A 14,623-nucleotide genomic window follows, 5' to 3' on the forward strand; every position below is an offset into this window, starting at 1 on the left:
TATTTAACTTTTAGCAAAACTCTAAAAGAGAAAAGCAAAAGAAATGAATATAAAAAAAGTAATACCAATTTTAGAATGGTTGCCAAACTACAACAAATCTCTTTTTAAAGGAGATTTAGTAGCAGGTATAACTGTAGGTATTATTTTAATTCCTCAGGGTATAGCATATGCATTAATTGCTGGTTTGCCACCAATTTATGGACTGTATTGTGCATTAGTTCCACAAGTAATGTATGCAATTTTCGGTTCATCAAGACAAGTTGCAATAGGTCCAGTTGCTATGGATTCTTTAATAGTTGCTACAGGAGTTTCTACATTAGCTTTAGCAGGTTCAGACAGTTACATTTCCATTGCTATTTTACTGGCGTTATTGGTTGGAACGATTCAATTCATAATGGGTATATTTAGTTTGGGGTTTATTGTAAATTTTCTATCAAAACCCGTTATCACTGGTTTTACTTCAGCTGTTGCTTTGATAATTGGACTCAATCAATTTCGAAATTTACTAGGAGTAGATTTTATTCAAAGTGATCAAATTCATCTTCTTTTAGAAGATATTTGGTTACAATATTCAGATTTTAATCTTCACACAACAATTATAGGACTCATATCTGTAACCATCATAGTTTTTTTTAGAAGGATAAATAAAAAAATTCCAACAGCTTTAATTGTAGTTGTTTTTGGTATTTTAACAATGAAGTTTTTTGGAGAATTAATGTACAATGTTTCCATCGTAAAAAATATTCCTTCTGGTTTACCTAATTTTGAAATACCAACATTTGATTTAGAGCAAATAAGAGAATTATTACCTATTGCATTAACTTTGGTTATGGTTGGTTATTTAGAAACCATTTCAATTGGTAAATCTTTAGAAGCAAAACAAGACGAGTACAGAGTTAGACCGAATCAAGAGTTAATTGCTTTAGGTTTGGCAAACATGGTAGGTTCACTTTTTAAAGCATATCCAAGTACATCAAGCTTTTCACGTTCTGCAATCAATCAAGAAAGCGGAGCAAAAACAGGTATGGCAGCATTAATTTCTGTAGTAATGGTTGTTATTACCTTATTGTTTTTAACCCCTTTATTTTACTATTTACCAAAAACTATTTTGGCAGCAATTATTATTGTGGCTGTTTTTGGATTAATAAATGTTAAAGAAGCTGTTTTTTTATGGAAAGCAAATAATTTAGACTTTTGGTTAATGATCGCTACATTTTTGTCCACATTAATATTCGGAATAGAATATGGTATAATTGTTGGGGTAGGTTTATCATTAATCATTTTAATATTTAGAACATCCAGACCTTACTTTACTGAATTAGGTAAAGTTCCAGACTCTGATTTCTACAGAAACAAGAATCGTTTTAAAGAAGTAATTATTGAAGATGATGTTTTGGTTTTTAGATTTGATGCGCAACTATTTTACGCAAATTCAAGCTATTTTCGAGATAATCTAGATGCAATGGCTTTTAAAAAAGGAGATAAATTAAAATTAATTGTATTAGATGCAGAAAGTATTAATAGAATTGATAGTACTGGAGTAGAAATGCTTAAAGAAAGAGTGAAATTTTACAAAAAAAAGAATGTTGCATTTTATTTTGCTGGTGTAAAAGGGCCTGTTAGAGATTCTCTTTTTAAAGGAGGATTACTAGAAATAATAGATTTAAATCATTTTTTTATGAGAGATAATGATGCAGTTGTTTATTACAAAACAGGAGACAGAGCACATCAAGAAAAATATGCAAAATACATTCACCAAGCATATCATTAAAAAAGCAATACTGATAAATATCATTTTAAAATTACTCTTTTAATGTTTATTTTGAAGTTTATAATAATAAAGAAAAGAACATGATAATAGAACAAATTTACACAGGTTGTTTAGCACAAGGAGCTTATTATATTGAAAGTAATGGCGAAGTAGCAATAATAGACCCTCTAAGAGAAGTACAAGATTATATAAATAAAGCCGCAAAAAACAATGCAAAAATTAAATATATTTTTGAAACACATTTTCATGCAGATTTTGTGAGCGGACACGTAACTTTAGCAGAAAAAACAGGTGCAAAAATTATTTATGGTCCAACTGCTAAAACAAATTTTGATGCAGTAATAGCAGAAGACAATCAAGTTTTTAAAGTAGGAGAAATAACAATAACTCTATTACATACACCAGGACACACAATGGAAAGTTCTTGTTATTTATTAAAAGATAAAAACGGAAAAGATCATGCTCTTTTTAGTGGCGACACACTGTTTTTAGGAGATGTTGGAAGACCAGACTTGGCTCAAAAAGGAGACCTTACAGAAAAAGATTTAGCAGGTTTTTTATTTGAAAGTTTACGTAATAAAATCATGCCCTTAGCAGACGACGTGATTGTTTATCCAGCACATGGTGCAGGTTCTGCATGTGGTAAAAATTTAAGTAAAGATACTGTTGGTACGATTGGTAATCAAAAAGAAACAAATTATGCTCTAAGAGCAAACATGACTAAAGAGGAATTTATAAAAGAAGTTACAGATGGTTTATTACCACCACCAGCTTATTTTCCTTTAAATGTAAAGCTAAATAAAGAAGGTTACGAAAATATTGATGATGTTATAAAAAATAGCGAAAAACCATTATCTGTTGAAGAGTTTGAGGTAATTGCAAACGAAACAGATGCTTTAATATTAGATGTACGTCATCAAGAAGAATTTATAAAAGGATTCATACCAAAATCTATTTTCATCGGAATTAACGGAGGTTTTGCACCTTGGGTTGGCGCATTAATTAAAGATATTAAACAGCCAATATTGTTGGTAACACCAATTGGTAAAGAAGAAACTACTATTACAAGACTCTCCAGAGTTGGTTTTGATAATGTATTGGGTTATTTAGATGGAAGTTTTGCTTCTTGGAAAAAAGCAGGTAAAGAAATTGATACAATAGAATCTATTTCAGCAGAAACTTTAAAACATAAAATAGATGCAAAAGAACCTGTTTTTGATGTTAGAAAACCTGGAGAATACAATAGTGAACATATAAAAGTTGCAGAAAACACTCCTTTAGATTTTTTAAATGATCATATTTCTGAATTTCCTAAAAAAGAGAACTTTTACCTACATTGTGCAGGAGGTTATCGTTCAGTAATAGCAGCATCTATATTAAAAGCAAGAGGTTTTCATAACGTAGTTGATGTTGCTGGAGGTTACGCAGCAATTAAGAATACTACTATAGAAAGAACAGAAGCAGTTTGCCCTTCAACTTTAAAATAAAACCTATGAAAAAGTTTTTCTTTTTAGCCTTTATAATGTTTTTTGTTTCAAATTGCGATTCTCAAAAAGAAATTAAAACAATTTCTACCAAAGAATTAAAAACACTTATAGCAGAAGAAAAAATTCAACTATTAGATGTTAGAACTCCTGATGAAATAGAAAAAGGCCATATAAAATCAGCTATTTTCATCAATTATTTTGATGATAATTTTTCAGAAATATCAAACAAATTATTAGACAAAAATAAATCAGTTTACGTGGTTTGTAGATCAGGAAATAGAAGTACCAAAGCATGTAAAATTTTAAAAGAAGAAGGTTTTGAAGTTGTAAATGTTTTAGGAGGTTACAATCAATGGGAAAAAGAAAATTAAAAATAAAATGACAACAGCAATAAAAATAGAAAATTTAAAATGTGGTGGTTGTGCAGCAACTATCAAAAAAGGATTACTAACTTTAGAAGGCGTGAATGATGTAAGTGTAGATGTAGAAAAATCCATAGTTTCCATTACTTCTGAAAATGAAAATTCAGTAAATATAAAAGAAAAATTATCTAAATTAGGCTATCCAGAGGTTGGTGATAAGAATACCATTGTACACAAAGCAAAGTCTTTTGTGAGTTGTGCAGTAGGTAGAATAGATTCTTAAATAAAAAAACGAGCACTAGCTCGTTTTTTTATTATTATATCTAAAATAAAACGCAATTTTTGCAAGTTAGATTTTTAAAATTTTAAGGGAATCACTATCCTAAATATGTTCTTAACATATGTGTTTTAGATTTCGATTTTAAACGGTTTAAAGCACGTTGTTTTACTTGGCGAACTCGTTCTCTCGATAAATCAAACTTTAAACCAATTTCGGCTAAACTAGACGGGTTTTCATTACCAATACCATAGAACATTTTAATCACTTTTGCTTCTTTTAAAGATAAAGTGTCTAAAGCCCTATCAATTTCTATAGATAGAGATTGTTTCATTAAGTTTTTATCTGGTTTTGGTGATTCGTCGTATTTTAAAACATTGTATAAATTAGAATCTTCACCTTCTTTAAATGGTGCATCCATAGAAACGTGTCTTCCAGAATTTTTTAATGATTGTTCAACTTCGCGTTCAGTCATATCTAACTGTTTTGCAATTTCTTTATTGGTAGGCATGCGTTGTTCATTTTGCTCTAACCTTGCGTAAATTTTCTTTATTTTACTAATACTACCAATTTTATTTAATGGCAAACGTACAATTCTAGATTGTTCAGCTAAAGCCTGCATAATAGATTGACGAATCCACCAAACTGCGTACGAGATGAATTTAAAACCTCGAGTTTCGTCAAAACGTTTTGCCGCTTTTACCAAACCTAAATTTCCTTCATTTATCAAGTCAGATAATTTTAAACCCTGCCCTTGATATTGCTTAGCAACAGAAACTACAAATCTTAAATTTGCTTTAACAAGTGCGTCTAGTGCTCTATTATCTCCTTTTTTTATTTTCAAAGCTAATTCTACTTCTTCATCTGCAGTAATTAACCCGATTTTACTAATTTCTTGAAAATATTTCTCTAAAGATTTAGCGTCACGATTGGTTACTTGCTTTACAATTTTAAGTTGTCTCATATATAATTTTTGATTTTTTTTTCGGATTAATAAAAAATGATAATTCCAAAAGAGAAATAATTCTCTTAGATAATGTTTGCTAAAAAGCGATGCTTCTATATAAATTAGAAAACGGAAGAAATAATTTGAAGAAATTGATTTTTTAGAACTGTAAAATCAATAGTGGAAATAAAATAGATTTTTCTTTTCTTCATGAAATGACAATATACGAAAAAAAGAGCTATTTTAACTAAAAACGACTCTTTTTCTTTTGATTTTTAACTAAAATTAACGAAAAATGCCATTTTCATTAAAATTTCAATATTTTAAACCACCTAATTTACTTCTAAAAAAGGATAATCTGTATAACCTCTGGCAGTTCCTCCACCAAACAAAGTATGGTTATCGCTAATTTCATTCATTGTAGCATTCAACTCAACACGTTTTGGATAATCTGGATTTGTTAAAAATTTTCTTCCAAAGCCAACCAAATCTACTAAGTTTTTGCCTAATAAATCATTTGCTTGTTCTGGAGTTTTGTTTCCAGTTGCAATAATTGTTTTGCTGAAATTTGATCTTAATTGAACTCTAAAATCATTCGGAATTTCAGGAGCATCGTCCCAATCTGCCTCACATAAATGAATATAGGTAACCCCAATTCTCTCTAAATCTTTTGCAGCGATTTGTATGGTTTCTAAAATTTCTGGGTCGTTCATGTCTTTAAAACTGATAAAAGGAGATAAACGAACACCCGTTTTTTCTGTACCCACTTCTTTGGCAACAGCCTCTGTAATTTCAGTTAAAATGCGAACTCTATTTTCTTTACTTCCTCCATAATTGTCAGTTCTTTCGTTAGAATTACTTCGTAAAAATTGGTCGATTAAATAGCCATTTGCTCCGTGAATTTCTACACCATCAAAACCTGCTTCAATGGCATTTTTTGCACCAACTCTAAATTCTTCAATCACTTGATTGATGTCTTCTTGAGTCATTTCTCTTGGTTCTTCCACAGGAACAAAAGTTGCATCTCCATTTGGAGCTCCATCAAAAATATAAACAGTTGTTTCTTTTGCAATTTTTGAAGAAGGCGCAATTGGTTGTAAACCATTTACTTTAGAACTCGAAACACGACCAACGTGCCACAACTGTAAAAAGATTTTACTACCTTTTTTATGAACTTCGTCCGTTACTAATTTCCAACCTTCAATTTGTTCTTGTGTGTAAATTCCTGGTGTTTTTGCATAGCCCATTCCTTGCATAGAAACTTGTGTTGCTTCAGAAATTATAAGTCCTGCAGAAGCTCTTTGTCCATAATATTCTGCCATTAACTGGTTAGGAACATCTCCAGGTTGCGATGCTCTAGAGCGCGTCATTGGAGCCATTAAAAAACGGTTTTCTAAAGAAATTCCGTTCATATTATAAGGTGTAAAAAGTGTATTTTTCATATTCATTATTTTTTAAATTCTACAGTGGTAAATAGTAATGTAGTTGTACCAATGTTTTCTAAATTGTGTATAAAGTAATTACTTTCGCTTAAATTGTTAAAGTACCTAATGTCGTTTTTTTTGTATTCTGTGTCAACTATTTTGCCATCACTATAAAAAGATCTTGATTTCCCTGAAGTAATTGCTGTATAAAAATACGGTTTGGAATGTTTGTGAAAAGGTAAAGATTTTCCTGCCAATAATTGTATGTTCCAAACTTTAAAAATATCGTTTTCTAATACTAAATGCTCACCAACAATTTCGTTTTTTTCGGCTTTTTTTAATGCTTCTTTTAAGTCTTCTGTCCAAAAAGAATCCCAATTTCCTTTTTTGTTAATTTCTGTTGTGTTCATTATTTCTTTTGGATTAAATTGTCGATCGAAATTTTATTTTTATCGATATTAGTAATTATAAAATAAAAGAACAATGCATAAATCATTTGCATTCCTGCCCAATCCCACTTTTCTACTAAACAAGAACCTGTTATTAAAATAATAATTACAATGGCTCCAGCAATACTTGCTCTGTAAGTAAACAAGCCTAAAATTAATAAAAGACCAATTGCGAATTCTAAAAATGGTAAAACACTCCCCCAAATCGATACTGCAAAGTTGGGTAAAATACTATCTTGAAACGTAGTAATCATCCAGTTTTTAAAACCTTCTAATTTAGAAAATCGTACCAAACCATGCCCTAAAAAATTTACACCCATTGCAATTCGAAGCAAAGCGAAACCTGTTTGTTGTGGAGTTGTTTTCATACTTTATTTTTTAAAGTGATATTTTAATAACTTATTGTCTAACATTAAAGGAATAAAAAGCGACTTCGATCTTTTATCGAAAAAAGTATCTGCACTTCCTTTTGTAAGATTGATAACCTTTGTTGTTGTATTTAGTTTTTTTGAATAATAAAGTAATTCTCCAGCCAACCAATCTGTTAGTAAAAAACCGTGTAAAGTTTCACTTAAACCATCTAAATTCCCAATTGGTTTTGACACCGATTTTATTTCTTTAGATTTTAAATCTATACTTAATAAACTACCATTTGTGGTTGTTTCGTAGGTTTCTGGATTCATGTTTTCACCCCAATTTGCAACAAATAATTTGTTTTTAGAAACGTATAAACCATTTGGCATATTTAGGTTTTCGTCTTTTAACCAAAGTTCTACAGTTCTTTTTCCTTTTTTTGGTAATCTGTAAATTCCGCTAAAACCAAAGGTATTACTTGCATATACATTCCCTTTTTTATCGACTGTAATGTCATTTAAAAAAGTGGCATCTTTTGCTTTAAATTTTTTGATTTTACCATTTTTAATCTTTATTTCTACAATTTCATCTATATCTGTTGCGTATAATTTTCCTTTAGAAATAACCAATCCTTTAGGAGCATTTAAACCTGTAATCCATTTTTGTTGTAAAATTTTACCCTCTAAACTAACTTTAGATATATAGCCATTTCCATCTTTTTCTGTTGGAGCGCCATTTACATTCGAAACATATAGAACATTATTTTTTGTGTCTAAAACAACACTTTCTGGATTTTCGAATCCTGTAAGTTCCCAGTCTTTTTCTAATTGAAAAGGCAAATTAGTTTGCGCATTTACAAATTGAGAAATAACTAGTAATAATATGTATAATTGTGTTTTCATTTTATGTTTTTTTAGTGATTGCTTTACTCGATTTTCTTGATTTCTAGTCCTGATTGAGCCTTTCGACTTCGCTCAAGACAGGCTCCATATCTGAAATACTTTTTGCCTTTTCAGTAAAAAGATTGAGTAGTAAAAGCAGATTCCTGGCTTCTAATTATTAAACTTCAATTCAGAGTTGTCTTCTGGTGTATTTGGGTCGTCTTTTACCATATTTGCAATTTCATCTTTACGCATAAACACTACTCCTGTGTGCTCTTTCGCGTATTTTATAAATTGATCTACTGCATTTACAACAGCTGGAGTTCCACCAATTCTATCATGCATACTTACAGACATCATGCGTCTTTTTGTTGCACCTTCTTTGTATAATTGATCGAATTCCATTTTTAATTGTGCCAAATGTTGGTCTGGACTCCAATGTTTGCCTTCGATATTTACGATGTCGTTATTTCTTAAAGTATAAGGCATCACTACAAAGTTTTTTCCTCTAACTTTCGTCACGAAAGGCTCGTCTCTACTCAAATCGTCTATATGATATAAAAAATCTAAATCCTGTAAAACTTTTAACGTATTTACGCCTCTTCGCAACCAATTTGCATTGTAACCACGACCTCTTTGGCCGGTAATTGCTTCTACTGTATCGATTCCTTTTTTAATGAAATTCAACTCGTCTTTATAACTTAAATTCCACTGATCTTTCCAAGCGATTCCATGAGCCGCAATTTCATGACCACCATTTGCAATGGCTTTGGCAACTTCAGGATATTTTATAGCAGCCTCACCAACAACATGAGAAGTAACATGGATATCGTGTTTTTTCCAAAGGTCTAACATTCTGTAAATGCCTTCTTTTGCTCCATAACGAAACCAACTTTCTGCTGGCATATCTGGGTTTCCTTTTGGTAACGGATTTCCCGAAAAAGGACTTTCTGCGCCTTCTGGTTGTCCACCAGTTTCGAATTGCATAGAAACTGAAATAACTAATTGTGCACCATTTGGCCAAAAACTTTTTCCTTTGGTTACTTTGGTACTTATTTCTTTTTTTTCTGGTGCTTCTTCTTTTTTAGCATCGCAGGCAGAAAATGTGATTAGTATTATTGCTACAAATGTTTTGTATACTGTTTTCATTTTATTTAAAATTTATTTCTTTTATAATTACACTGCAAAATTAGAGGAGAAGTATAGTACTAATATTGTACAAATACATTGTATATTTGTACAAAACCATTAAAACATGATTAAAAGGTTTACTATTTTAAAATCTATTGATATTGTTGAGTTTGATGCTGCAAAAACTTGGGGATATCCTAAACACAAACACAATTTTTTTGAGCTTACTTTTATCTTAAAAGGTAAAGGAAAACATGTATTTAATGAGAGTGCTGTTACTTATAAAAAAGGAGATATTTTCTTTTTAACACCCAAAGATGAGCATGAATTTCTGGTGGAAAAACCTTCTAAATTTGGGATTTTAAAATTTACGGAACAGCTTTTTTTAGAAAACACAAGTTTTAATACGAACAAGGAATTAAAAACACAAGTAGAGGAAATTATTTTTAATTCTTCAATTTCTGATAAAAGTATAAAAGCTTACAAAGCAGATAAAAAGCAGTTATTGTTTTTGTATAAAGTGATTAAAACAGAATTAGAAAACCCGAATTTACGAAGTAGAAATATAATCTTAGAGCTTTTTGGAGCTTTGTTATTAATTATTTCTCGAAACTTAATTTCTAATGTAGATTATTTATCGAACCCAATTTTATCTGAAAAAGAAAAAATCGAAAACATTTTAGGATACATAAGATTGCATCTTTTTGATGCTGATAAAGTAAAAATTAAAGCGTTGGCAAATACCTTTAATATGTCTGCAAATTACATTAGCATTTACGTGAAAAAGCAGACAGGAATTTCCATAAAAGATTACATTATAAAATCGAAATTAAAATTGGCAGAAAGACTTTTAAAAGAAAGTAACCTAAATATTACACAAATTGCTGCTAAAACTGGTTTTGTAGATGCGAGTCATTTTAGTAAAATATTCAAAAATAAATACGGAAAAAGACCGAGCGAATATTATAAAAAGTAAAAACCCTTTAAGAAATATCTTAAAGGGTTTTGTGTGAATTTAAAATTTTAAAGTAACACCAACTAAGAAATTTCTTGTGGCTTGTGGGTAATATCCTGCGCCATCACCAGTAATTGTATTTCCATTACCATCATCAAAATTAAAAGTATAATAATAACCTCTATCCACATATTCTGCATCAAAAATATTATTTACCAAAGCTGTGAATGTTACAGATTTAAAAATTTTAGTTGGTTTAATTTCATAAACTACGTTTAAATCAGATGTAAAAAAACCATCTAACACATCATTATCTGAAATTGCGCTGCTAAAATTACTCATAAATTGTTTACCAACGTATTTAGATAAGAATGAGAATTGTAGATTTTCTAAAGGCATGTATGTGAAAACATTTCCAATAACGATATCTGGAGAAAAAGAAATAGCAGTTTCTCCTAATGATTCTGGAGTTTGGTTTCCATTTCTGGTAATAAAAAAGTTTCTATTTTTATTAGAACTAAAAGCGGCATTTGGTTTTATTGTAAATTGGTCACTTAAACGAATATCAGCATCAATTTCTAAGCCTAACCTATAACTGCTACCAGAAGTAGCTCTTACAGGAGCACCTACATCATCAATTGCACCTGTTAAAACAAGCTGGTTTTTATAATCCATGTAGTAAATATTGGTGTTTAATTTTACGTTTTCTTTTTTCAAACGCCAACCAAATTCAAAATCATTTAATGTTTCTGGTGTAGAAACTCCGTTTTCAAAATCATTTCTATTTGGCTCTCTATTAGCAGCTGCAAATGAAGTGTATAAATTATTTTGACTATTTATTTTATAAGTAAAACCAAATTTTGGATTAAAGAAATTAAAATTAGCATCTACATCAATAGGTACAATATCATTTGTAATTCCTTCGGTTTTATAACCTACAAATCTACCTTGTAAATCTGCATACATTGCTAATTTCTCAGAAAGATTAAATGTAGCTTTTGCGAATAATGAAAAATCATTTTTAGTTGCATCAGAAAAGTAATAACGATCTCTAATATTTGTATTTGGAGCCAAATCTGATCCCCAGATGACTTCCCCAAAATGATCTCCAGTATAATTAGAGTAAGAAATTCCGGTAATTAAATTTATTTTATCGGTTTTGTAGTTTGTATTGAAGTTGAAAACGTAAAAATGGTTATCTAGCCAACGTCTTACAATTACGTCACTTCCATCAACAATTAAATTATTAAAATCGGCAGCATCTTCTCCGTCTTTAAATTGCTCAAAATATCCAGCTCCTTTCGTATAATTTAATGCTACATTTGTAGACCAGTTGTTATTCAATTTTTCATTCCAATGTAGTTGGTAGTGATTTTGATTGTAATTATCAACTTGATTGTCATATGTATAAGGGTTTTGTCTTCTGTTTTCTTTTAACTGAGTTTCAGTTAAACCTTCCCAAGATTGGTATGTTCTTTCTTTTCCACCAAAAGTAATGGCTTTAATTAACGTGTTTTCGTCAGTATAACTTCCTTGTAAATAGTATGATTTTAAATCGGCAAATGCTCTATCTACATAACCATCTGAGTAAATGTTAGACAAACGTCCAGCAATTTCTATGTTATTATTTAACTTTCCTGTACCAAATTTTACGGTATGTTTTCTGGTGTTAAAAGACCCAAAAGAATTAGAAATTTCACCAAAGGCGTCTTCTGAAATTGCATCTGTTAATATGTTTAAACTTGCACCAAAAGCACCAGAACCGTTTGTTGATGTTCCAACTCCACGTTGCAATTGTAGGTTTTGAGTAGAAGAGGCAAAATCACCTAAATTTACCCAAAAAGTACCATGACTTTCTGCATCGTTATACGGAATTCCGTTTACGGTAACATTAATTCGCTCGCCATTAGAACCACGAACACTCATGTAAGTATAACCTACTCCAGCACCAGCATCGCTTGAGGAAACTACGTTTGGTAAATAATTCATTAAAATAGGAATGTCTTGTCCTAAATTTCGCTTTGCAATTTCTTTTTTAGATAAGTTAGAAAACGTTACAGGAATATCTGCATTAACACGAATAGCAGAAACTAAAATTTCGTCTAAAACAGCATATTCAGCTTTTAATTGAATAAGGTAGTTTTCATCTTTAGAAAGCGTAATTTTTTCTGAAATGGTTTTGTAACCTAAAAATGAAACTTCTACTGTGTACGTTCCTTTGCTAAGTTTAAATGCAAAATTTCCAGATACATCTGTAGAAGTACCTTTTTTAATTTCCTTTACAAATACAGATGCTTCTGGTAAAGGTTTTTTGTTTTCATCTACAACTTTTCCAGAAAGTGTAAATGATTGGGCGTTTGCAAGTATACTTGCAAACAAGAATAAAAAAATAGATATTTTTTTCATTTTAAAAAATTTAAAACGAATAAAAAGAGGTAATTATTCTTGCGATTAATATTGAATAATTTGTTAAAAACTTATAAATTATTAGTCTTAAAATGTCTCCTCGAGCGCAGTCGAGAGGTTTTAAATAGTTCTCGACTGCGCTCGAACCGACAACTAAATAGTTTAGTTAAGTTCGAAATCCCTAAACAGCATTACCTGTTCTAGGTTCATTGGGTATGATCTCAGCCTCCATAAGTTCAAAGTTTCAAATTTAAAGTTCAAAATTATTGTGAACTGAAAACTGTTACTGCCAACTTATTTTAGCACCCCTTTATGAGAACACTGCAAAATTAAGTTGGAAAAATTTAATGTGAAACTAAAAAGTGATTTATTTTTTAGAAGCTATTTCCTGCTTTCACTACTCGCTTTTTTATCTTTTAAAAAAAAGATAAAAAGAGCTCAAACAAACCGTTCAATCAGGGCTAAGTTAACTTAGGTGTTTTTTGCTTTAATCAAATTTAGGTTTTTTTCTAAGTGCTTTTTTTAAAGATGTTTTTTTCTTAGTTTCAATTCTTTTTTTAATAGCAGCTTTACTTGGTTTTGTTTTTCTTCTTTTTTTAGGTCGAATTAAATTCGTTTTTATAATATCAATAAACTTTTTAATAGCTAAATCTTTATTTCTATGTTGTGAACGAGTTTCTTCACAAAAAAGAATTAACAAATTATCGTTAGTTAACTTCGAAGAAAGTTTTGTTTTTAGTAATGCTTTTTCACTATCAGAAAGTGATTCAGAATTTTCTAAGTCGAAAGTCAATTCAATTTTAGACGACGTTTTATTTACATGTTGTCCACCAGCACCAGAACTTCTAATAGCCTTGAAATTTAATTCTTTTACAATGTTTTCAGTATTCATTTTTCTTAGAAGTTGTTCGTTTGAGTGTAGACTTAATACTCAAAATTTGTGCTAAAATCTCCAGAATTTTGATGTAAAAAGTGCATATCTAAATCTTGTAAAGAATCAGAAAATGAGTATAAATCTTTTTTCTCTAACAATATTTTATCAATGGCTTTTGTGGCAGTTTTTAAACGTGTTTCTTTGTCTCCTTTTAGTAAAATATAGTTTTTGTTGTGTTTTTTTAAAGCATTTTCAAAAGCATTAAACATTTCCAAACGTTCGTCTGGTCTGTCTCGTAAATCATCTTCTTCCCAAGGTGTATCAATATAAGTTAACAAATACAAATCATATTCGTTTTTATTTGCAGCTTCATTTAACTTATCATCTACAAAACCTCCATAAAATTCTTCTGAATATACTTTTGTTTCTAACAAATCTGTATCACAAATTAATATTTTATCGGCTTTTTTAGCTAATGAATTTTCTAACTCCATTTGTCCAGTTGCAATAGGCAACAAATCTTCTTTTTCGCAAGTTTTACGTTCATTATTCCATTTGTTTTGCAAGTATTCACGTGCAAATTCTGGAGCCCAAACTGTGTTATAATGTCTTGCCAAGTGACGTGAAAGTGTTGTTTTTCCAGAAGATTCTGGACCAAATAAAACAACTTTTATCAAGTTGATTGGGTGTTGAGTAAGTTTTTTTTCCATGCTAAATAACCAAAAATGGCAATAAAAGTAAATCCAAAATATTGCAGACTAGTAAATGTAAAACCTTTGTAAAAGTATAAAGGTACAGAAATGATGTTTCCAACAATCCAAAATAACCAATTTTCTATTTTTCGTTTTGCCATTAGCCACATACCTACAAAGAAAATTGCAGTCGTAAAAGTATCTACATAAGCAACCCAACTTGTCCATCTATCAAAATAATTATAAATACTATAAACAAAAATTAAGGTGGCAATAAATATAAATACAGCCATTTTTTTTTCTTGTAAATTAATTTTAGAAATTGGTGTAACATGTGTTTCGTCAACTTTACGAGTCCAAATATACCAACCATAAACACTCATTATAAAGTAGTAAGCATTTATCATCATATCTCCTAAAAGTTCCCATTTTAATAAAAGATACACAAAAATAATGGTGCTAACCATTCCAGTTGGAAATACCCAAATTTTGTTTTGCTTCGAAAACCAAACTGACAAAAAACCAAAAAATACGGCAATAATTTCAAGAACAATATCTATGGTTGCGTATTCTTTGTATTGAGAAAAAAAGAAATCGAAAATTGTTGACATTGA

At 30.1% G+C, this 14,623-nt stretch carries 15 protein-coding genes; 5 read left to right on the top strand and 10 right to left on the bottom strand.

Features of this window, described 5'->3' with window-relative positions; genetic code table 11:
* Window positions 1-43 precede the first annotated feature (43 nt).
* The 4 genes from FDT66_RS09105 to FDT66_RS09120 all read left to right on the top strand — a co-directional run bounded on the left by FDT66_RS09105 (window position 44) and on the right by FDT66_RS09120 (window position 3,903).
* On the top strand, window positions 44-1,771 hold the full coding sequence (locus FDT66_RS09105) for a SulP family inorganic anion transporter (RefSeq protein ID WP_138535862.1): 1,728 nt from the start codon (window positions 44-46) through the stop codon (window positions 1,769-1,771).
* Window positions 1,772-1,851: 80 nt separating this feature from the next.
* Entirely contained in the window at window positions 1,852-3,258 is a 1,407-nt protein-coding gene (locus FDT66_RS09110) for an MBL fold metallo-hydrolase (RefSeq protein ID WP_138535863.1), read from the top strand.
* Between the two features lie 5 nt (window positions 3,259-3,263).
* A complete protein-coding gene (locus FDT66_RS09115; protein ID WP_246034818.1) occupies window positions 3,264-3,629 on the top strand; it encodes a rhodanese-like domain-containing protein in 366 nt (121 codons plus the stop codon).
* Between the two features lie 7 nt (window positions 3,630-3,636).
* Entirely contained in the window at window positions 3,637-3,903 is a 267-nt protein-coding gene (locus tag FDT66_RS09120) for a heavy-metal-associated domain-containing protein (RefSeq protein WP_138535864.1), read from the top strand.
* Window positions 3,904-3,997: 94 nt separating this feature from the next.
* On the opposite strand, the gene FDT66_RS09125 is transcribed toward FDT66_RS09120, so the two are convergent.
* From FDT66_RS09125 to FDT66_RS09150, 6 genes are all read right to left on the bottom strand, one after another.
* Window positions 3,998-4,861 (bottom strand): sigma-70 family RNA polymerase sigma factor, encoded by an 864-nt coding sequence (locus FDT66_RS09125; protein WP_138535865.1) that lies wholly within the window; start codon window positions 4,859-4,861, stop codon window positions 3,998-4,000.
* 314 nt (window positions 4,862-5,175) lie between these two features.
* On the bottom strand, window positions 5,176-6,285 hold the full coding sequence (locus tag FDT66_RS09130) for an alkene reductase (RefSeq protein WP_222927917.1): 1,110 nt from the start codon (window positions 6,283-6,285) through the stop codon (window positions 5,176-5,178).
* A gap of 5 nt (window positions 6,286-6,290) precedes the next feature.
* Window positions 6,291-6,677 (bottom strand): cupin domain-containing protein, encoded by a 387-nt coding sequence (locus tag FDT66_RS09135; protein ID WP_138535867.1) that lies wholly within the window; start codon window positions 6,675-6,677, stop codon window positions 6,291-6,293.
* Window positions 6,677-7,084, bottom strand: a complete 408-nt coding sequence (locus tag FDT66_RS09140) for a DoxX family membrane protein (protein ID WP_138535868.1) — start codon at window positions 7,082-7,084, stop codon at window positions 6,677-6,679. The genes FDT66_RS09135 and FDT66_RS09140 overlap by 1 nt, the downstream gene beginning before the upstream one ends.
* Before the next feature lie 3 nt (window positions 7,085-7,087).
* The gene (locus tag FDT66_RS09145; protein ID WP_138535869.1) at window positions 7,088-7,972 is read right to left on the bottom strand and encodes an SMP-30/gluconolactonase/LRE family protein; all 885 of its coding nucleotides are present in this window, start codon (window positions 7,970-7,972) and stop codon (window positions 7,088-7,090) included.
* 150 nt (window positions 7,973-8,122) lie between these two features.
* Entirely contained in the window at window positions 8,123-9,100 is a 978-nt protein-coding gene (locus FDT66_RS09150) for a polysaccharide deacetylase family protein (protein WP_138535870.1), read from the bottom strand.
* A 106-nt stretch (window positions 9,101-9,206) separates the two neighbouring features.
* Here FDT66_RS09150 and FDT66_RS09155 point away from each other — a divergent pair, with 106 nt between their 5' ends.
* Window positions 9,207-10,058, top strand: a complete 852-nt coding sequence (locus FDT66_RS09155; RefSeq protein ID WP_138535871.1) for an AraC family transcriptional regulator — start codon at window positions 9,207-9,209, stop codon at window positions 10,056-10,058.
* A gap of 39 nt (window positions 10,059-10,097) precedes the next feature.
* Here FDT66_RS09155 and FDT66_RS09160 read toward each other — a convergent pair whose 3' ends face one another.
* The 4 genes from FDT66_RS09160 to pnuC form a co-directional block, all read right to left on the bottom strand.
* Entirely contained in the window at window positions 10,098-12,443 is a 2,346-nt protein-coding gene (locus tag FDT66_RS09160) for a TonB-dependent receptor (protein ID WP_138535872.1), read from the bottom strand.
* A gap of 487 nt (window positions 12,444-12,930) precedes the next feature.
* On the bottom strand, window positions 12,931-13,335 hold the full coding sequence (arfB, locus tag FDT66_RS09165; protein WP_138535873.1) for an alternative ribosome rescue aminoacyl-tRNA hydrolase ArfB: 405 nt from the start codon (window positions 13,333-13,335) through the stop codon (window positions 12,931-12,933).
* 32 nt (window positions 13,336-13,367) lie between these two features.
* Complete coding sequence (locus tag FDT66_RS09170) at window positions 13,368-14,027, bottom strand: AAA family ATPase (protein WP_138535874.1); 660 nt, start codon at window positions 14,025-14,027, stop codon at window positions 13,368-13,370.
* A complete protein-coding gene (gene pnuC, locus FDT66_RS09175) occupies window positions 13,991-14,620 on the bottom strand; it encodes a nicotinamide riboside transporter PnuC (protein ID WP_138535875.1) in 630 nt (209 codons plus the stop codon). The genes FDT66_RS09170 and pnuC overlap by 37 nt, the downstream gene beginning before the upstream one ends.
* Between the last annotated feature and the right edge of the window lie 3 nt (window positions 14,621-14,623).

Source organism: Polaribacter aestuariivivens, from assembly GCF_005885675.1.
Classification (GTDB): domain Bacteria; phylum Bacteroidota; class Bacteroidia; order Flavobacteriales; family Flavobacteriaceae; genus Polaribacter; species Polaribacter aestuariivivens.